We start from the raw sequence: 19575 nt of genomic DNA on the forward strand, positions 1-19575 counted from the left end.
ATGTGGGTTCACAGATAATCTATGAAATTTTCTTTAAAATTAGAACCTGCTTAAGTAATACTGTTTCCTTCGTTCACAGAACTCTTAAACATACCTGTACAGATTCTCAACTTCTTCCTTCTTCACAGTCTCTTTCACATCCAGCACTTCCACCTTCACATTGCGGCTTCCAAACTGAATCTCAATAGTATCTCCTGTCTTCACCTGGGCAGAAGCCTTGGCCGGCTTATCATTTACAAGCACTCTTCCTGCATCACATGCCTCATTTGCCACAGTTCTTCTCTTAATAAGGCGGGATACTTTCAAAAATTTATCTAATCTCATAATACTCTCCTATATCAGAGCGTGTTTAAAAAAGGAGGAACTATAAAGTTCCTCCTGTAAAAGCTTACGCGATTATGCGTTTACCATATCTTTTAAAGCTTTACCAGCTTTAAATTTCGGAGCCTTGGAAGCTTCGATCTTCATGGTCTCACCAGTCTGAGGATTTCTTCCCTCTCTGGCAGCTCTCTCGCTGACTTCAAATGTACCAAAGCCAACTAACTGAACTTTCTCACCTTTTTTCAGTTCTTCTGATACAACGTCGATGAATGATTTTAAAACAGCTTCAACGTCCTTCTTGGACAGATTGGTTTCTTTCGCCATAGCTGCTACTAATTCAGTCTTATTCATGGTGTTTCCTCCTCTAAAGATTCTTCTATCTATATATATACCTTTTGCCCTGTATTGTCAAGGTTTTTGCGCTAGAACGTGTTTGAAAAATCATTCCCGCAAGCTGCACGCCCCACTTTGCGGGAGATTTTGCCCGAATTCGGTTGCCGTAGCCCGCTACGGCGCCCTCATCCGGACAAAATCTCCCACAAATTGTGACACCCATCTTGCAGAAAGCCTTTTTCAAGCACGCTCTAGAAAGGGGATTTTCCAAAGCAGTTTTCAGGGAAATCCCCCCATATTTTCTTCTGGGCAATTACCTTTTCCAGCTTTTCTGTATTCTTGCCGGAAATCCATGCTTTGTTGTGAGAAAAGTAGTAATTTGCCAGTTTCCAGTATTTTTCCGGATATGTGAAACGGATTTGCAGGTTTTCCCATTCTTCCGAAGAAATAGGACGTATTTTGTCATATTGCTCCAGCATCCGTCTGGCCAGAAATACATCCCAGTTATATTTTTCCAGGATTTTTCGCATAAAACAATACAAGTCGCTGATCTGCACATCAAAGCTGAAGTGACCAAAATTTGTCACAGCAGCCTGATTTTTACAAAGAAGAACATTGTGCTGGTTATATTCGCCATGACATAGAAGTCCCTCTTCGCCCGCCTTGTCCCTTAGTTTTTCATAGTCCGACTTTACAAGCATTTCCAGTGCTTTTTCCCCTTTTTCCAGAAACCACTGTACACTGCCCAGAAATTCCTTTTCAAATCTGGCACTGGCACCTTTCTGGCGGATAAATTTACGGATCTTGCGGATTTCCTGATTATGCCTTGCATATTCATCTGCAAGGGAACGCGCCATGTAGGCTTTTTCCACAGGCATATTCATAAATTTATGTACCCTTGCCAGAATCTGCACACTTCTTATAATATCTTCCCTGGACTTGGTGTCACACTCTCTGCCTTCATACCAGTTCTGAAGGGTATAGGGAATATTATCCTTATCTCTGGTAACCAAAGAGCCTTCCTGATTTTCAATATAAGTATCAACCAGACAGCCTTCCTGGGAAAGTTTTTTTAACACTTCCTGCTGAAAAAGCAGTTTTTTTTCGGAGCCGTGAAACTCTCTAAGGAGCAGAATTCCCTGTTCTGTACGACATACCAATGCTCCCCGGGTCCTGGATGAAGATTTCACTTCAATTCCATACTGGGTCAGGGTGCTAAGACCATAATCATACAATAAAAATCCCCCCGTCACTCACATATGCCAAATGTCTTCAGATACCTTCTATCTTATGAGTGGGAGGGATATGTTATTCTAAAGAAGTTTTTTATCGGCTGCAAAAGCAAGGGAAAGAAGTGATTCTTTCTTGTTCAGTTCCGGATTCTCCAGAACAGCATCCAAAAGCTCATGGAGCACACTTCCCATTTCTTTTCCAGGCTTCATTCCGGCTGCGATCAGGTCACTGCCAGTAATTGCAAGACCTTTCATGGAAACACATTCGCCTTTTTCCATAATTTCTTCCCAGGTCATTCGAACTCCGGCCTGACAGGCAGCTTTTTCTTCCCCACGGTAATCACTTTTCGCTTTGTTATCCGCATACTGGACTTCCATCCACATGGGAAACAGATCTTCCCCAACTACATTGATGGCTTTCCGCACCTCAGCAGGTGCCGGAGTCGGGCGCAGATCATGCCAGCGGATCAGCCGGCTCACTCTGGAAATGGTGTCATTGTCAAACTTCAGACGGCGCAAAATTTCCTTGGACATTTTTTCACCCACAGAAGCATGTGTTTTGAAATGATCCCTGCCGTTTTCGTCTGTTTTTCGTACAACAGGTTTGGCAATGTCGTGAAGGAGCATGGTCAGCCTTAACACCTTATCCTCCCTCACATACAAAAGGCTGTGGAGAATGTGTTCTCCCACATTATAGCAGTGGTGTGGAGTGTTCTGAGGTGTCTCCATACAGCGGTCAAATTCCGGCAGAAATTCACTGGTAACTCCCGCTTCATAGGCAATCCGCAGATAATCCGGATGAGGGGACACCAGAAGTTTTACAAGTTCCACCTGGATCCGCTCTGCGCTTACATGTTTTAAATTTGGTGCAAGCACAGAAAGAGCTTTTCTGGTCTCTTCTTCCAGGGAAAAGCCAAGCTGCGCAGAAAAACGTACAGCACGCATAATGCGAAGAGCGTCTTCTGTAAAACGCTCCAGAGGATCACCAACACAGCGGATCACCTTGTTTTTCAGGTCTTTCTGCCCTTCAAAAAGGTCCACCAGCCCTTTCCTGGGATTGTAGGCCATGGCGTTGATGGTAAAATCCCGACGCTTCAAATCTTCTTCCAAGCAGGCCGTAAAGGTTACTTCTTTCGGGTGACGGCCATCTTCATACTCGCCATCCACCCGGTAGGTGGTAACCTCGAATCCCTCTTTTTCAAGCAGCACTGTTACGGTTCCGTGAGCGATTCCTGTATCTACGGTTCTGTGAAACAGGGCTTTGACCTGCTCTGGCTTGGCTGAGGTTGTGATGTCCCAGTCATTTGGAGTTCTTCCAAGAAGGGCATCGCGGACACAGCCACCTACTGCATAGGCCTCATAACCAGCTTTTTCCAGAATATTTATAATTATTTCAACTTTTTGTGGAATTTCAAATACCATCTTTATCACCTGCCTCTGATTTAAAACAAAATTTCTCCTCATACACTTCTCTGCCCTGAAAAACAAAGCGGGGCAAAATAATTTTGCCCCTTTTTGACTACTGATTGCAAAATAAACAGCAATCCCTTTTGTTATTAATAAGCACGTCCCCAGTATACCATTTTCTTGGCAGGTTTTCCACAGCATACACAGACATCGCTTAAATGTTCCTGCTCAAACGGCATACATCTGGATGTTGCCTGAACGTCTTCTTTGATCTTATCTTCGCACTCACGGTTGCCGCACCACATAGCTTTTACAAAACCAGGTTTTGTGTTGATGGTCTCCTTGAATTCTTCGTAGTTTGTTGCTACATAGGTGTGAGCATCTCTGTGGGCTCTTGCACGCTCCAGCATTTCCTTCTGCATTGTGTCCAGAACTTCCTGAACCTTAGCAGCAAGTTCTTCGAACTTCACAATATATTTCTCTCTGGTATCTCTTCGGCAGATAACAGCCTGTCCGCTCTCGATGTCCTTCGGACCGCACTCGATTCTTACCGGAATACCACGCATTTCCTGCTCTGCGAATTTGAATCCCGGGCTCTTGTCTGTAACGTCTGCTTTTACACGGATTCCAGCTGCTTTCAGAATCTGTGTCAGCTCCTCTGTTTTCTCCAGAACGCCCTCTTTTCTCTGCTGGATCGGGATTACAACAGCCTGGACCGGAGCAATTCTTGGTGGAAGAACAAGTCCGCTGTTGTCTCCATGAACCATGATCAGCGCGCCGATCATACGTGTTGTCATTCCCCAGGATGTCTGGTGTACATACTGAAGCTGGTTGTTTTTATCTGTGTACTGGATGCCGAATGCTCTTGCAAATCCATCGCCAAAGTTATGGCTGGTTCCAGACTGAAGTGCTTTTCCATCATGCATCAGAGACTCGATTGTGTAAGTAGCCTCTGCACCCGCAAATTTCTCTTTCTCTGTCTTCTGACCTTTAATAACCGGGATTGCAAGTACTTCCTCGCAGAAGTCTGCATACAGGTTCAGCATCTGGATGGTACGTTCTTTTGCTTCCTCAGCTGTAGCGTGGGCAGTATGTCCTTCCTGCCATAAAAACTCACGGGAACGAAGGAACGGACGGGTTGTTTTCTCCCAGCGAACTACTGAGCACCACTGATTATATACTTTCGGAAGATCTCTGTGGGACTGGATCTCTTTCTGATAAAAATCACAGAACAGAGTCTCGGATGTAGGACGTACGCAAAGGCGCTCCTGAAGAGGATCAAGTCCGCCGTGTGTTACCCATGCAACTTCCGGTGCAAATCCCTCTACGTGATCCTTCTCTTTGTCCAGAAGGGATTCCGGAATGAACATTGGCATGTATACATTCTCTACGCCTGTCTCTTTGAATCTGCGGTCAAGCTCTTTCTGGATATTCTCCCAGATTGCATATCCTGCTGGTTTGATTGCCATACATCCCTTTACACTTGTATAGCCGCAAAGTTCCGCTTTTTTTACAACATCGGTATACCACTGTGCAAAATCCACATCCATGGATGTGATAGCTTCTACCATTTTCTTTTCTTTTGCCATGATTTTTCTCCTTTTTGATTTTCTAATATTTAAACGCCAGGGAAATCTGGTAAATTCCATGTATTATTTGAAAAACACATAAAAAAAGACCTTCCATCCCTGCAAAAGGGACCGAAAGGCTTCGGCGGTACCACCCTGATTAACACTGGAAATGACTGCTCCACTGCTCACTCAATTATCCTGATAACGTAGGACAGACGCCGCACTTCAATTGTGCGGAGCTCTGAGGCCGGTTCCATGACTTGCGCACAAAATCCTCACACCATTGCCTGTCGGCCTGGATTTCTCTCTGAGATTGCTCCTCATGTACTATTCTCTTCATTGCCACTTCATTTATTTAATTTGCTCGTTAAGTCTTGTTTATTTTATGCGAAATTTTCCCATATGTCAAGTGGCGAAACAGAAAATACCCAGACAAAAAACAGCCAGAGTTACCATCCACCGCATCTGTTTTGTCCGGGTACTTTTTTTACTTCAATGTAAACAAGCTCTCTATTACATCCTTTTTCTCAAACTGATTGTTATATTCCAGAATATTGTAATCCGTCATCAGTTTTTTGTAATCGTCCGGAAGCGCATCATTGGCATACCAGTTTCCATCTTTGTCGCAAACAGCACCAACTCCGATGATTGGAAGCTGCTCTTTCAGATTCATAAGGAACTGGTTGTAGCCTGGCATTTCAAGACCAGCCAGCTGAAGCATATAGCTTCCCAGATAATTAGCACTGAAATCTTCCTCTACTGTCTCAGATGGATAATTTGTCCAGATCACATAGGGAGTTGTATAGGACTGCTGGCTTTCAACAAGTCCCAGGCTCTGCCTGTTGCCGCCTAAAAGTTTCGCCATAAATTCTTCTTCAATCTTAGGCCAGTGATCCCCAAACATAACAATCATGGTAGGCTCATCTACTTTTTCAAAGTACTCCAGCAATTCCTTAAATGCTGAATCAGACTCTCTTGCCAACGATAAATACGTTTCAGCCAGAGGATACTCTGTATCATATCCAAGCTTTACAGTAGGTTCAAATCCAGCTCTGTCTTCTACTGTATAACCGCCATGATTCTGCATGGTTACACAGAATGTAAATAATTTTTCATCCGCATCCTTCTCTTCATAAAGGCTGATGATCTTTTCAAATGTTGCTTTGTCACTTACATAATTTCGAAGAAGCTCTCTGTGTTCCTCTCCCCAGTTCTCCAGGCTGATAAATTCATCAAATCCCATGCATGGATAAACAGAGGCCCGGTTCCAGTTATGAGCCTTGTTGGGATGCATGGCAATTGTGTAATATCCCTGGGATTTCAGGATATCTGCCAGACCATACTCCGGATCCCGCACATAAAGCTGATAAGGAACACTTCCGGATGGCAAAAAGCTCATACTGTTTCCTGTAAGAGCCTCGTATTCAGAACGGGCAGTTCCGGCTCCGAATGTAGGTACATGAAGCTGTCCATGTTTTACATTTTTGTTAAGGCTTCTTATGTATGGCAAAATTTCTACATTTGACTTTATTTCACCTACATTTTCAAAATCTGTAAGACTTTCATTCATGATCAGGATAATATTTTTCGGTGTTACTGTTTCAGAAGTATCTGCAGCTGTATTATCAACACTTTCTTCAGACTCACTCTTGTCTGTCTCTGAAACAATATTTTCCCCATCTTTAATTTCCTGTGCCAGTTCTACGGTTTTTCCAACAGAATAGCCTTCTGGCTGCTCGATATAAAAATACCTGATTTCCTTAACAAGAGAGGAAATGTAGCCCTGTTCTTTATAAATACGGTTAATCTGCCATAAAGTAACAGCGTCAAGCTTCTGGAGGATAGGTCTTATGGTAAAACATAATGTAATCACGATCACAGCCAGTACACCAAACCGGGCAGCTGTATTCTTTCTGCTCTTTTTTCCAAGCTCCAGTTTCTGGAATTTCAGTACAAACTCACCAAATACCAGGGCATAGATCAGTGGAATTCCAAGCATCAGTTTGATTTTGAAGCTATATTCTCCAACAACTTCTGCTGCCGTTCCCATTCCTACAATGTCAAGAAGCTGGAATGGTTCTCCACGAAATTCCATTACATAATAGTTTACCATTGCAAGGATTATAAAAAGGTAACACAACGCAGAAGAAGCAATATTGATTTTCCTGAATAAGATAATAAGTATTATAAAAAATATTGCATAAATAATAAGATTCAGTCTCAAATAAGGCTGCTCCATCAGTAGCGACATCTTGACCAGGCCTTTAAATGTTGACACTGCTTTATTCTTATATCCTGACACCCAGGTGACCATCTGGACAAGCATAAATACAATTCCAGGAGTTGCCAGCAGCAATATGACATCTGCTATTCTCAAAAAAGTGGTATTTTTTATTGCACTGCAGATTTTCTCTCCACAGAACAGAAGAACAAGAAACAAGATATTTCCTGTAACAATTAGTAATATTTTAATGATTGTTCCTTTATATATACGATTTCCTTCGTTAATAAAAGTATATACCAACAATCCATCTATAAGCAGAAGCAAAGCAATGTTCAGAATGATTCCCAGTATCTTTTTCCATCTGTCATTCTTCGCTCTGCCCATATTCAAATCTGTATTTTCTTTCGTATTTTTCACAACAAACCTCTTTAACTTACACCGTCAGCGAAATCTCGCGTCCGGTTCTCTTGTATTGATAATAGCGTACACCGGCGGAGTCCAGCATTCTCTTGGAAGCAAGGACTGACGGAGTGCTTGCATATTTGTCACAATCATAGACCAGAGTCTTGATTCCTGCCTGGATGATTGCCTTGGCACACTCATTGCATGGAAAAAGAGTTACATACATTTTCGCTCCCTCAAGGCTTCCTCCACGGTAGTTTAAAATTGCATTGAGCTCGCTATGGGTCACATACAGATATTTGGTATCCAGAGGCTCTCCCTCTCTTGCCCAGGGAAATTCATCATCTGAACAGCCTTTTGGGAAACCATTATATCCCATGGAAAGAATTTTATTATCATCGCTGACAATACACGCTCCTACCTGTGAATTGGGATCCTTGGAGCGCATGCCGGAAAGCATGGCAACTCCCATGAAATATTCGTCCCAGGTAAGGTAACCTTCTCTTTTGTGGTTCAGATCTGCCGCGGCACTTACAGGCGCGATCTGTATATTCCCGGTGTTTTTCTGATTTGTGTTCTCCATAGAAGAGCTCTCCTTCCTATTCCGTCTCGATCTGAGCAATTCGGCGGATATGTCTCTCATCTCCTGAAAATGGTGTATTCAGGAAAGTATCCACAATCTTAACTGCAAGTCCAGGTCCAACTACACGTCCTCCAAGCGCAAGGATGTTTGCGTCATTGTGAAGTCTGGTTGCTTCAGCAGTAAAGCAATCTGTACATACTGCTGCACGAATTCCCTTAATTTTGTTTGCAGTGATAGAAATACCAATACCTGTTCCGCATACAAGGATTCCAAGCTCACACTCTCCGTCCAGAATCCCATGTGCAACTTTCTTTGCATAGATCGGATAGTCTGTGGATTCTGTGCTGTAGCAGCCGTAATCCTTATACTCAATATTCTTTTCTTCCAGATATTTGATAATCTCCTGTTTCAGTTCAAATCCGCCATGATCACTACCTAATGCTACTCTCATTGTTCTTCTCTCCTTATATTGATTATTTTGTGACCGGCTGCTTTTAGAAGCCGGTTCATAATTGCCTGTCCCATTTTGGGGGTATAAAAAGCTTCGGAATAAATTTTGCTTACCTGGCACTGATCGAATTCACGCAGCACCTCATAAAGGTTATGAGCAATGGTTTCCTCTGCCTCTCTGCTTCCAATACACTTCACAGTTCCACAGGGATATCTGGAAATAGTCTCTTCTGTGGCAATAATCCCCGCCTGAAGTCCATTTGCCTGATCTTCCTTTACAAACTGATTAATGGCATTTATTACTTCTTCTGTGGGGCCCTCCACAATTGCAAGATCTGCTTTCGGTGCATAATGCCGATATTTCATTCCCGGCGCCTTGGGATGAACTTTACTATCAGGCTTTATAAGACCTTTGTCCATTCTCACATCACCAAGAACCTCCTGGAGCATTTCCAGTGAAATATAACCGGGTCTTAAAACCACCGGCACGTCCTCGGTAAAATCTACAATCGTTGACTCCAGGCCAATTCCCACAGGACCTCCATCAATGATCATCTCAATGGCATCCCCTAAGTCCTCCTCAACATGCTGTGCTGTAGTCGGGCTTGGCCGTCCGGAAGTATTTGCACTTGGCGCTGCCACGTATCCCCCTGCCTGCAAAATAAGCTCCGCTGCAATGGGATCACTTGGAAAACGCACAGCTACACTGTTGAGACCACCAGTTGTCTCCAATGGAACCAGGTCTGATTTCTCAAAAATCATAGTCAGGGGACCAGGCCAGAATTTCTCTGCCAGTATCTTCGCCTTCTCCGGTACTTCCTTTACAATTGGAGCCAGCGCATTTAAATCTGCAATATGAACGATCAACGGGTTATCCGAAGGACGTCCCTTGGCTGCATATATCTTCTTCGAAGCCATAGGATCCAGTGCATTTCCTCCAAGACCGTAAACAGTTTCTGTAGGGAATGCCACCAGTCCTCCCTGTTTCAATATCTCTCCGCCTCTGGCAAGTGCCGCATGGTCGATAGCATCTGCCATCATGGCTACAATTTCTGCTTTCATTTTAGTCCAGCTTTCTATTATTTTTTCAGCATTCTTTAATATAACACCTGTTTAAAAACCTTGTCAATCCACCTTAACAATATAAGTGCCGGAATCTTCATCCATAAATACAATTTCTCCAAGTGACTGAAGAAGTGCATTATTCAGGCTGTCCTCATATTTCTCTCTTTCTTTAGAGCCCACAAAGATATAGGAAACACCATATTCCGTAAGAAGAGCTCTTACCTGGGTCTCATCCTGTGAAGTATAAATACTCATAATATCTGCCTGTTTCCGGTTCAGATCATCTGTATCATTCCTCCAGAGCCATTCGTGTACATACCAGCCAAGAATTGTTGGAAGACCTGTAGCTGCAGAAACACGCTCATAACCGCTGTAGCTGTCACCGTTTGCCTCCAGCACTACCGGAGCCCCTTTAATATTCTCCTTTAGCCATTGGATTGCAGACACATCCTCTGAAAAATCCGTATCCAGATAGCCCAGAGCATAAAGCCCCTGATAGCCTGACGGATTCAAAACCTTTCCAAACCAGGAATCCACACTTTTTCCAAAATATCCTACCGTCCAGATCAGGAAAAACAGACAGATTCCGGAAATGATCTTAAATACTTTCTGTCTGGTAACAGCCAGAAGTCTGTAAATTCCATATCCCATAGTCAGTGCAAACATAATATATGCCTGATAAGTAAGCTTGAACATAGTGTTTGCCCTGGCATTTCCATTTTCATAAATATCACGCACGTAAACAAATTCCGGGATTACCACCAGACCAATAGCGCAAAGTCCCATAATAATGGCAAAAAGATCTGCCGTGCGGATAGCTTTCATAAGACGGTACAGGCTCTTGTGCTCCATCCCCCGCAGCTTTTCCCAGAGAATAGTAATTACAAATGTAATGGTAAGAACTGTCGGAAGTCCCCAGAGAACCAACAGCTGGTAGAAATAGGAATGGTACTTGGCAATTCCTATTCCATCCACCATAGTGTCAAACTGTAAGGTAAATGGCAGGATCACAAGATAGGCAAGCAGATAGATTTCTGCCATTTGTGCAAAAGTTACAACCATGATTTTCTTTATTTTTCCCTGAAAACGGATAATATTGGCAAAAAGCACCGTTCCAAGAGTTACTACATAATAAATCACAAAATCCCAGAAATTTGTCCACTGAAACATTCCGAGAAGCACACTGATTACCAGAAGATGAGGCATAAGAAGCTGCTCTTTCCAGAATTTTCCATCTTTCATGGAAGTCTCAACCGGTACTGTTTTCTTGCGCACACCCCTTAGCCATACATAAAGAAGTGCTATTACAAGAAGTACAAACATAATATTTACCACATGAGCATGAAGATCTCCCAGTACAAAAGAATAGCAGGGAAATTCATGTATCGTCCGGTCTTCCTCACGATATGGATTATATCCTATATAGCGGGTAGCATCCGGAAACCAGTAGCTGCTCACTTCCTTACCTGTCAGCTTCTCAATCAGGGGAATGATCTGCGCATAAATTACGTAATGCATATTTCCTGCAATGGAAACAGCTGTACCAGCTGTAAATCCAGCTGCAAAAGGAAGTCCTTTTATTACTTTTTCGCTTTTTTGCAGTCCCTTCATACGGTCTGACATCATCTGGTAAACAAGGGAAAATGGCATTGCAAAAGCCAGTCCGGCTACAAAGGTACGCATAAGATTGTAAGTCAGTTCCACCTTTGTATGGGAAAGCTTGGTAAGAAAAACAGCAAAATACTGACCGCCATAATAATAATTAATATGTCCTTCTGAATACCACAGATCTCTTGCCGGAAGTGTGGTGCTTCTCATCATAGCTTCCATAAAACCATAATCCATGAACTTCTCGGTTCCATATGCAGCAGGGCGGAATCCTGCCAGATATGTCCACATAAGAAATGCAAGGAAAAACAATAATTCTTCCCAGTAAATCAGAGAAATCCTGTCAACTGGAAAACATTCTGTCTTTTCTTTTGATTCCTTTCGAAGAAGGAAAAAACAGATAACTGCGCATAGGATTGTTACAGCAGCACAAGTCAGGGCATTAAAAGGGATTAGTCTGATAGCTGTCAGAAACCAGGTAAGAAAACCTGTTGCAGCAATCGCCAGTACCTTAGAAAAAATCCATCCTTTGTCCTCAAAACGCCAGAACAGTCTTCCTGTAACAGGCATCGCAGCAAATCCCATCACTCCCGCCAGAAGCCACCATGTCCAGAAAGTCCACACATCACCTTTCAGTAAAAATGCAGATAGGCCAAGCAGCACCACCGCCAGCAGAAGTTTAATTATTGTTTGTGTACTGATTTTTTTCTTATTCTTTTGTTCCATAAATTCTTATTCTCCCGTCATCTGACTGATACACCAGAGGATATGTATCCGCAATCACATCTTCGCGGCATTCTTTCTCCTCAAATTTCATACCTTCCTCAAAAAGGATATATGTAATTTGTTCTTCCTCAACTGTTTCCTTTAGTACCTGTGCGCTGGCTGTTGTATAGATCTCTACCGCCCTGGCAGCCCTGTAATAAGTATCATAGCCTGCGGACCATGCATAATAAGGCCATCCCAGATACATCATAACCCCTGACATAGTGACTTCATTTATACTGTATTCCGGTGTCAAAATCAGATCGTCTTTTTTCAGATTTTCTGCAAGCCAGCTGGTCAGTCCACTGTTCAGGTTCACAGAAACCCGATGTCCCGAATCATTATCTTTTAGGATTACTGCAAAATCATAAATTCCTGTTATGGTCAGACTAAGTGCCAGAATCAAACTCAAAATTTTCCCAACAGCACCTTTCCAATGGAACAATCTGCTTACAGCTCCACCCCAGAAAACAGCAAGGAATGCATAAGATATTATAATATATTTATGATTCACGTTTATATCTGGTGTAAGAGACGCCACAAATGCAAAGATTGTTGGGAAAAGTATACTCACTGCAACTGCTCTTTCCATTCTTTTCAGAAAAAACAGCAGTACTAAAACGCCAAGGAAAACAATGCCGCTTATTTCAAATAAATATACAGCTATGCCTGGAAGTGATTTCTTTTCTGCCAGAAATCCAAAATATACAGAAGGTGATACAACACTTCCCCATACAAACATTTTAGATTGAATTTCCGAGAACACAACTGTCACGATTGCCAGAATCAGATAGTCAAGTTTTCCATCAGAAAAAAAGGCAAATCCCATAAGAATCAGAAGACATGCAATTACAGCAGCTCCATTCCAAAATGAACACAGACCCAATAGCATTCCGGCAAAAAGAGCTGTATTAGGTTTCTTAAACATCCATGCTTTTTTTGTAAGAAATCTGTTCTTCAGCCACAATATTCCCTTATCTTTCTCTGCACAGCTTTCTTCCACCCAGTCCAGGAAAATCCATAATACCAGCGCAGCCATCAAAAGACCAAATCCCAAGTGCCGCTGATTCAAATATACATTAAAATTCCAAAGTCCCCAGTTCTCATTGGGGGTATATCCAATAAAAGCAGTATTCCCGGCCAGAGTCTCCCACAAATCACCAGCCTGTAAATGTTCATATGCAAATCTGAAAAAAGCAGTTCCACTTCGAAATACAACAAACAAAACAGAAAGCACTCCGGCACTCATACTGCCAAAGAACCTTTTCGCCATAGAATACAGCATGATAAAGAAGCACCAGAGTGACAGACTGCTTACGGCATTGTACGCTATATCAATTCTCATTCCAAGATATTCCAGGTTTCCTGTCAGAAACTGAAACATAAAATGGTATTTTACATCTTCACCACCAAAATGAGGATACTGCGTGGGGAAATTATTTCCCAGCGAAAATGATCTCATCATCGCTGTATGAGGGGCATAATCTCCAAATACAGTAAATCCGGAATACAAATATCCGTCACTAACATGAAATACAAATACCATGATCCAGGTAATTCCCGCCAGTAAAATCAATAAGAACACGATTTCTTTCGCTGGAGGAACCTCGCCGGAAAGTCTTTTAATAAATTTCCCAAAAGAACCTTTTCTTCTATAACAGCACAAGAGCAAAAATATCCCCACAGCTGCCATCACCATCAGATTTGCTCCAAAGAGGGGGTTCTCCGCTTCAGAGTACACGCTTAGCAGCCATGCTGCTATATAGACAGCCCAGGTCATAAGCAGCACACCACTTCCAAATGACGCTGCAAAAGTCACCCACAAGGGCGTGATTCCTTTTTCTCTCATTCTTTGTTCCGGCAAAAAATTATGGGTAATTTCCCTACCCAATAATGCTGCCAGAATCAGATAAACACATCCTAACATGGTATTTTCCCTCGCTTATTTTTTCCAGTCCAGTATAGCAGAATCCACAGCTTCTGAAAAGTGTATAGTTTTTGATAAACTGAAATGTTTTTTCATTAACAGAGGATTCTCATTGTTCATTATTTTTTATGTATTCTTCCACACCGTCAGCCACTGCTGCCGCTACTTTTTCCTGATAATCATCCTGTAACAGTTTTCCGGCTTCTTCCGGGTTCGTAAGGAATCCACACTCCACAATATTCAATATCCCCGGGCTTCGTTTCAAAAGATAATAAGTAGTATTTCCTTTCGCCTGCCTTGGCCGCTCCACCTCAAGATAATCATTCAGTTTCTCCTGAATTATTTCCGCCAGTTCTTCTCCCTTAACAGAGTCCCGATAATAAAAAACCTGAGGACCCTTCACCCCAGAATCTTCGTAACTGTTCTGATGGATACTTACTGCAAGTACAGGCTTTACTTCCTGAATAAGAAAAATCCTTTTTTGCATATCCTGTACTTTCTTATTATTAGAGTCTTCATCGTATAATCCCACGTCTGTTTCCCTGGTCATAATCACCTGAAAATCTTTCTTTTCCAATGCACTTTTCACTTTCAGGCCAATGGCAAGATTTACATCCTTCTCCTTCAGACCGTCTATCCCGATCATACCTGGATCCATTCCTCCATGACCACAATCCACCACAATTACCTGCTTCTGATTCATCTCTACCGATACTGCTGCCGCCTCGCGGGAAAGATAATAAAAGCATATCAGCAAAAGACATCCCATAATCAGCTCCACTATATGCTTTTTCAATATAAAACACCCCCTGGCATATAATATATAATGTTATCGTTAAACTTTCGTCTTTTGTCGCTGTTCACGACCTTCACATTATTTATATGTCTCAGAGAGTGTTTTTATCATTCGTGTATTAGAGCATGTTTGAAAAAGGCGTAACTGTTCAGTACCCTCACAGCAATATGCTTCGTAAAATAGTACCTGTTTTAATTAGACGCAGACAGATTATCTGTGATCACCTGCCAGATACTGCTATTCTCAAATCCCAATTTCCATGCTGCCACACCGGCAAGATTATATTTCTGTATCAGCTGTACCTTCGCTGCAATAGACTGAGAATCCTCAATCCAGATCTGGTAAGTGCATCCATCCTTCTCAAAGCTTCCATAATTCTGACTTACATCGCTGTCCCAGTATACCTGGGCATTATTTGTATTTACTACTTCCTGGGCAGTATCCATGCCAATTGCCTCACTAGATAAGCTGCCAGCTTCTGTTTTCCATAATCTTGTGTAAAATGGAACTGCATTAATCACACGCTGCGCCGGAACTTCAGCGATAGTATCCTGAATTCCCTTCTCCACCCATGGAAGAGACGCTACTGAGCCCGCTTCCTCGGATCCAACGTAGTGCTCGTCATATCCCATAATAATGACATAATCTACTACCTTGCCCTGTTCAGCCCTGTCATAATGACTGGTGAAATCCTCTGGAACCGGATTGTCTACGGAAAGAACAAGATTGTTCTTATGGCATTCTATAGAAAGCTCCCGGAGGAACTCCAGGAAATGAACGCCCACGTCCTCACTAAGCTGCTCGAAATCCACATTAATTCCATCAATTCCAGCTCCAACAGCTGCATTCACTAGCTGTGAAATCAGATTCTGTCTGGAACTTGTTCTGGACAATACCTCATAAGTACTGATGTCCTGCGTAAAATTGTCCACAAGTCCCCATACCTTCAGCCCTTTTTCATGGGCAAGAGATACATAATCAGCTGTAGCATTGTTGATAATATTACCATTGTTGTCAGTTACATAGAACCAGGTTGGTGAAATTACATTCACTCCGGTCATATTCTGAATAGCCTCTGAAAGTCCTGCATTGGCATCTGTGGACATTACCTGATGCCATACCAGATTCACTGGTTGGTCCATGGTAAGATAAGTATAAGATTCCCCAACTGCTTTTCTGTCCATATTCAGATTCTGAACATCACTTACACTGCTCTTCTCTATATATCCGATATAACCGTCCCATGTGGCTACCTGATCCCAGTTCTCCAGTTCTTCCATAAGGATCAGATTATCTCCTTTGTTTACCTTGGATAGTACTTCTGATTTGATTCCTCCACGGTAGCGCACATATGTATCCTTAGTTGCTGTGACAACTGATACGCCTGAAAAATCCTTCTGAATCGCTATACGGTTTGGCTGCTGGTACACATAAGTATCCAGATCTGTATATCTCTTTATAAAATCAAGGCTCAGATAAGCGGTTCCGTCCTTCAGCCATACATCACCGCCCGCCTCAGTGGAAGCAGGTGTATAAATCAGCTCCGACGGAGTAGCGTACAGAATCTGCTGACCTTCTTCATCCCAGTAATATCTCTGGTTCAGATAACTATCCACCACATCTACAGGAAGATATGGCTGTTCGCCAGACATAACTGCCTTCTGCTCCAGAATCTGGGTACCTACTATAATTACGGCTTCTGAATCGTCTGTCTGTCCATAATATTCAGTCAAATCCATCTGTTTCCTGGTAGGAATGCGGCGCATGATCAGGGTTGTAACAATTCCGATCAGGGTAACTGCTGCGATCAGCATGCACACCACTACTACAGGATTAATTCTTCTCTTCATAAAATATTTATCCTCTCAGTGAACGTCTAATTGATATCTGCTGCGGACTTTTCCACAGTCGATTATCATTATAACATATTTTTTTTCAGGATTGTATTACATAATTCGACTTTTTACAATTTGTTTACATTATTGAATGTTGGTATCTAGTACATCGAAAATTAAGTATCTGCTATATTGACGTAGGATGATTTTCTCATATACAAGGCGGAGGAAGGAGGCGTAGCGGTAGCTACGGCGACTGACGACAACGCAGCAGATGAAAAATCAGACAAGTCAATATGGCAGTTACTTAATATTCGATGTACTAGAATCATTCCTGCAATCAGCAGCACCGGAAATTTCTTCCTGCCAAAGCATGAGTAGGGGGAAACTGCTGGTCTTGAAGAAATTCCGGTATGTACTGAATATTCATGGCTTACAACTGCTGATCATCGATTACAAAATCGAAATCCACACGGGCTATATGCCCATTCTCGTCCTCTGTATAATCCCGCATATATCCTCCGCCATCTGCAATCTGACAGGCTTTTGCAATGGCTCTGGCATCACTGGGCAGCCCTTCCAGATAAAGAGCAATTCCCAGTTCTTCATACTGATTCAGCTCACCCTCCAGCGATCTGCAGGATTCTTCCTTTCCTGATCGTGATATACGCTTCGTGTCCTAACCTCCTTTCCTCCTTTATGGATTCAGAAAACACCTGAATCATTTTGCAGAAAAAAGAGACGGAATGTGAACTCATTTCATCTTCAGGGAATGCAAACACCGCCCCAGCTGATACGCTGCATGATAAATCGACGCTGTTTTTAGAAAAAATAGATGTTAATGTTAATATTTAATACGAATCTGTGTTATCTCTGTTCTCAATTGCTTGTGAGTCACAGATCCATTTCTTTTTTCTTGTTCCCCATTATACGGATTCATTTTCCATTATGCAATAGATTTTGACCAGTTTATTCTTTTTTTCCATTCTGTTTCGAAAAATTTAATAAGTTGCAACTGAAATTTACAAACTGAAATTACCTGTTTTTTTCCTATTGCACTTTTGAAACATATATTATACAATGAGGAATCAAGATAGCTGATTGTTATTGTTCACTGGTAATGTTCTGCGAGGTATTTTTTGTGAATATAGTTCACAGAAAACCTGGGAAACCCGGCGCGAAATCATGCGAATGCATGATTTCTGTGCATCGCGAAGTGTGTTGTTATTCGCGAAGTGAGCATTAACAACTGATTATGGTAATCTTTTAATAATAAACACTATTTCCAAGAACAGGATGTGATCATATGAAAATAGAAAAAATCAGTGACAATCAAATCCGCTGTACTCTTACAAAGGAAGATCTGGACAGCCACCAGATCCGTATCAGCGAGCTTGCCTACGGCACAGATAAAGCCAAGAAGCTTTTCCGTGAAATGATGCAGCAGGCTCAGATTGAATTTGGCTTTGAAGCTGATAACATCCCGCTGATGATCGAGGCAATTCCCGTAAACGGTGAAAGTGTCATTCTGATTGTCACCAAGGTAGAGGATCCCGAAGAACTTGACACTCGTTTCTCCAAATTTTCACCATATAAAAAAACCAAGCAGGATACCCTTCATTTCGATGGTGCTGATAATATCATCGATATCTTCCAGAAATTATATGAGGAGACACAGAAAGCAGCCTCTCAGGGAGCTTCTTCCAGTAACAAGGAGGTCAAAGAATCTGGAGCTTCCAGGACTTCCAGAAGTACGGAAGCTTCTGAATCTGTTTCCAATACCCGGAAAGTTTCGGTAAACCTGATACGGCTCTATACTTTCCATACTCTGGATGATGTCATTGCTGCCGCACATGGACTGGATGGATTCTATAAAGGCGTCAATACTCTTTACAAGGATGAAAATTCCCTTTACCAGCTGATTGTACATCAATCCTCCTGCACAGCAGAAGAATTCAATAAAGTATGCAATATTCTTTCTGAATACGGCAGCGGACGCGCTTTTAATGCTGCCGGAGAAGCTCATTTAAAGGAACATGGTGAGCTTATTTCTCGCAAAGCCTTGCAGCAGCTTGCAAAAATCTGAAATAAAAAGAATCCTGCCTGCAGGATTCTCCGACTGACAATTCCAAAATGCCTGCACGCTGCGCAGACATTTTGAACAGGCTAGAGCGTGTTTGAAAAATCATTCCAGCAAATTGTGACGCACATCTTGCAGAAAGCCTTTTTCAAACACACTCTAAAACCTTATTAAAAAGGACTGGCAAATCGCCAGTCCTTTTTATTATAAGTTCGTATATACTCTGTCGGGGTTACCTTCTCAACCGGAACAGCCCGTCAAGAAACTATATACTAACGGCCTGCAAGATAATCGTTCAGCTGCTGGATTAAAACATCAGCATCAATTCCGTGTACCATAGCAGCCTCCTCCAGAGATTCCATCTGTGCGGATGGGCATCCTACACATCCCATACCGGATGCCATAAGAATACCAGCCATATTAGGATCTAACTGAAGAAGCTGACCAATCAGCATATCTTTTGTCACCTGTGCCATGATCTGTTTCCTCCTTTTTTATATCGAGCCACTGTTCAAGCCTGATCAGCAGCTGCTTCTCTCGTAAAAAATTTCCTGCCATTACATCAAAACCGGCAGTAACTCTCCACGTTCCACTATTATAATACCAAATACACATTTGCGCAACCGTCACAATTCTAAAATTTTGTTTATAATTTTGTACTTGATATCCTTTGACATATATATTAGAATAGACTCATATCCCAGAAAGGGTTTCTGTTCACTCTGTGAACAGTAATCATAAGGGAACTAAAGAGATTAAAGGAGGATATAACAATGGCATATGTAATTTCTGACGAGTGCGTAAGCTGTGGAACATGCGAGAGCGAGTGCCCAGCAGGTGCTATTTCTCAGGGAGATGATCATTACGTAATCGATGCAGATTCCTGCATGGACTGCGGAACTTGTGCTGATGCCTGTCCTACAGGCGCTATCAGCGAGGGTTGATTTTCCCACATAAGTGATGATAGCATGAAGGG

The 19575-nt window shown here is 42.3% G+C and carries 16 protein-coding genes and 2 pseudogenes; 3 read left to right on the forward strand and 15 right to left on the reverse strand.

What is annotated here, in order from left to right; all coding sequences use genetic code 11:
• Nucleotides 1–84 precede the first annotated feature (84 nt).
• The 3 genes from ABHC48_RS10905 to ABHC48_RS10915 form a co-directional block, all read right to left on the reverse strand.
• The gene (locus tag ABHC48_RS10905; protein WP_118581552.1) at nucleotides 85–324 is read right to left on the reverse strand and encodes an RNA-binding S4 domain-containing protein; all 240 of its coding nucleotides are present in this window, start codon (nucleotides 322–324) and stop codon (nucleotides 85–87) included.
• A 72-nt stretch (nucleotides 325–396) separates the two neighbouring features.
• Complete coding sequence (locus ABHC48_RS10910; RefSeq protein WP_117851504.1) at nucleotides 397–672, reverse strand: HU family DNA-binding protein; 276 nt, start codon at nucleotides 670–672, stop codon at nucleotides 397–399.
• A 25-nt stretch (nucleotides 673–697) separates the two neighbouring features.
• On the reverse strand, nucleotides 698–877 hold the full coding sequence (locus ABHC48_RS10915; protein WP_306467791.1) for a DUF6783 domain-containing protein: 180 nt from the start codon (nucleotides 875–877) through the stop codon (nucleotides 698–700).
• On the opposite strand from ABHC48_RS10915, the pseudogene ABHC48_RS10920 reads away from it, so the two are divergent.
• Nucleotides 815–1066 (forward strand): annotated as a pseudogene (locus ABHC48_RS10920) (DUF6783 domain-containing protein); the annotation flags it as partial. The gene ABHC48_RS10915 and the pseudogene ABHC48_RS10920 overlap by 63 nt on opposite strands.
• On the opposite strand, the pseudogene ABHC48_RS10925 reads toward ABHC48_RS10920, so the two are convergent.
• The 11 genes and pseudogenes from ABHC48_RS10925 to ABHC48_RS10975 form a co-directional block, all read right to left on the reverse strand.
• Nucleotides 963–1907, reverse strand: a pseudogene (locus ABHC48_RS10925) (CotS family spore coat protein); the annotation flags it as partial. The pseudogenes ABHC48_RS10920 and ABHC48_RS10925 sit on opposite strands and share 104 nt — an antisense overlap.
• A gap of 60 nt (nucleotides 1908–1967) precedes the next feature.
• Nucleotides 1968–3308, reverse strand: coding sequence for a CCA tRNA nucleotidyltransferase (locus tag ABHC48_RS10930; protein WP_195699496.1), 1341 nt, complete (start codon nucleotides 3306–3308; stop codon nucleotides 1968–1970).
• A gap of 134 nt (nucleotides 3309–3442) precedes the next feature.
• Nucleotides 3443–4882 (reverse strand): proline--tRNA ligase, encoded by a 1440-nt coding sequence (gene proS, locus ABHC48_RS10935; RefSeq protein ID WP_148463164.1) that lies wholly within the window; start codon nucleotides 4880–4882, stop codon nucleotides 3443–3445.
• A 469-nt stretch (nucleotides 4883–5351) separates the two neighbouring features.
• Nucleotides 5352–7505: an LTA synthase family protein gene (locus ABHC48_RS10940; RefSeq protein ID WP_195699497.1), complete on the reverse strand. Its 2154-nt coding sequence runs from the start codon at nucleotides 7503–7505 to the stop codon at nucleotides 5352–5354.
• 16 nt (nucleotides 7506–7521) lie between these two features.
• Nucleotides 7522–8007: a dCMP deaminase family protein gene (locus ABHC48_RS10945; protein ID WP_118581740.1), complete on the reverse strand. Its 486-nt coding sequence runs from the start codon at nucleotides 8005–8007 to the stop codon at nucleotides 7522–7524.
• Nucleotides 8008–8089: 82 nt separating this feature from the next.
• Entirely contained in the window at nucleotides 8090–8524 is a 435-nt protein-coding gene (gene rpiB / locus ABHC48_RS10950) for a ribose 5-phosphate isomerase B (protein WP_118581537.1), read from the reverse strand.
• Complete coding sequence (locus tag ABHC48_RS10955; RefSeq protein WP_347505510.1) at nucleotides 8521–9564, reverse strand: L-threonylcarbamoyladenylate synthase; 1044 nt, start codon at nucleotides 9562–9564, stop codon at nucleotides 8521–8523. The genes rpiB and ABHC48_RS10955 overlap by 4 nt, the downstream gene beginning before the upstream one ends.
• Nucleotides 9565–9648: 84 nt before the next feature.
• The gene (locus ABHC48_RS10960) at nucleotides 9649–11922 is read right to left on the reverse strand and encodes a DUF2298 domain-containing protein (protein ID WP_195699499.1); all 2274 of its coding nucleotides are present in this window, start codon (nucleotides 11920–11922) and stop codon (nucleotides 9649–9651) included.
• A complete protein-coding gene (locus ABHC48_RS10965) occupies nucleotides 11906–13888 on the reverse strand; it encodes a hypothetical protein (protein WP_195699500.1) in 1983 nt (660 codons plus the stop codon). The genes ABHC48_RS10960 and ABHC48_RS10965 overlap by 17 nt, the downstream gene beginning before the upstream one ends.
• 109 nt (nucleotides 13889–13997) lie before the next feature.
• Complete coding sequence (locus tag ABHC48_RS10970) at nucleotides 13998–14684, reverse strand: N-acetylmuramoyl-L-alanine amidase (protein ID WP_243284104.1); 687 nt, start codon at nucleotides 14682–14684, stop codon at nucleotides 13998–14000.
• 191 nt (nucleotides 14685–14875) lie between these two features.
• Nucleotides 14876–16534 carry a glycosyl hydrolase family 18 protein gene (locus tag ABHC48_RS10975; protein WP_187565729.1) on the reverse strand — a complete coding sequence of 553 codons (1659 nt, stop codon included), beginning with the start codon at nucleotides 16532–16534 and terminating at the stop codon, nucleotides 14876–14878.
• A 1291-nt stretch (nucleotides 16535–17825) separates the two neighbouring features.
• Between ABHC48_RS10975 and ABHC48_RS10980 the strand changes: the two genes are divergently transcribed.
• Entirely contained in the window at nucleotides 17826–18605 is a 780-nt protein-coding gene (locus tag ABHC48_RS10980; RefSeq protein WP_118581522.1) for an adaptor protein MecA, read from the forward strand.
• Between the two features lie 266 nt (nucleotides 18606–18871).
• On the opposite strand, the gene ABHC48_RS10985 is transcribed toward ABHC48_RS10980, so the two are convergent.
• On the reverse strand, nucleotides 18872–19075 hold the full coding sequence (locus ABHC48_RS10985; RefSeq protein ID WP_117851487.1) for a DUF1858 domain-containing protein: 204 nt from the start codon (nucleotides 19073–19075) through the stop codon (nucleotides 18872–18874).
• A 297-nt stretch (nucleotides 19076–19372) separates the two neighbouring features.
• On the opposite strand from ABHC48_RS10985, the gene ABHC48_RS10990 reads away from it, so the two are divergent.
• Nucleotides 19373–19543 carry a 4Fe-4S binding protein gene (locus ABHC48_RS10990; RefSeq protein WP_118583690.1) on the forward strand — a complete coding sequence of 57 codons (171 nt, stop codon included), beginning with the start codon at nucleotides 19373–19375 and terminating at the stop codon, nucleotides 19541–19543.
• Nucleotides 19544–19575 lie beyond the last annotated feature (32 nt).

The organism is Ruminococcus sp. 1001136sp1 (assembly GCF_039841815.1).
Classification (GTDB): Bacteria; Bacillota; Clostridia; order Lachnospirales; family Lachnospiraceae; genus Blautia_A; species Blautia_A faecis.

Coding starts and splice junctions, on each gene's coding strand:
- ABHC48_RS10905 (WP_118581552.1), bottom strand. CDS start 324: ATGAGATTAGATAAATTTTTGAAAGTATCCCGCCTTATTAAGAGAAGA.
- ABHC48_RS10910 (WP_117851504.1), bottom strand. CDS start 672: ATGAATAAGACTGAATTAGTAGCAGCTATGGCGAAAGAAACCAATCTG.
- ABHC48_RS10915 (WP_306467791.1), bottom strand. CDS start 877: ATGGGTGTCACAATTTGTGGGAGATTTTGTCCGGATGAGGGCGCCGTA.
- ABHC48_RS10930 (WP_195699496.1), bottom strand. CDS start 3,308: ATGGTATTTGAAATTCCACAAAAAGTTGAAATAATTATAAATATTCTG.
- proS (WP_148463164.1), bottom strand. CDS start 4,882: ATGGCAAAAGAAAAGAAAATGGTAGAAGCTATCACATCCATGGATGTG.
- rpiB (WP_118581537.1), bottom strand. CDS start 8,524: ATGAGAGTAGCATTAGGTAGTGATCATGGCGGATTTGAACTGAAACAG.
- ABHC48_RS10955 (WP_347505510.1), bottom strand. CDS start 9,564: ATGATGGCAGATGCTATCGACCATGCGGCACTTGCCAGAGGCGGAGAG.
- ABHC48_RS10960 (WP_195699499.1), bottom strand. CDS start 11,922: ATGGAACAAAAGAATAAGAAAAAAATCAGTACACAAACAATAATTAAA.
- ABHC48_RS10965 (WP_195699500.1), bottom strand. CDS start 13,888: ATGTTAGGATGTGTTTATCTGATTCTGGCAGCATTATTGGGTAGGGAA.
- ABHC48_RS10975 (WP_187565729.1), bottom strand. CDS start 16,534: ATGAAGAGAAGAATTAATCCTGTAGTAGTGGTGTGCATGCTGATCGCA.
- ABHC48_RS10980 (WP_118581522.1), top strand. CDS start 17,826: ATGAAAATAGAAAAAATCAGTGACAATCAAATCCGCTGTACTCTTACA.
- ABHC48_RS10985 (WP_117851487.1), bottom strand. CDS start 19,075: ATGGCACAGGTGACAAAAGATATGCTGATTGGTCAGCTTCTTCAGTTA.
- ABHC48_RS10990 (WP_118583690.1), top strand. CDS start 19,373: ATGGCATATGTAATTTCTGACGAGTGCGTAAGCTGTGGAACATGCGAG.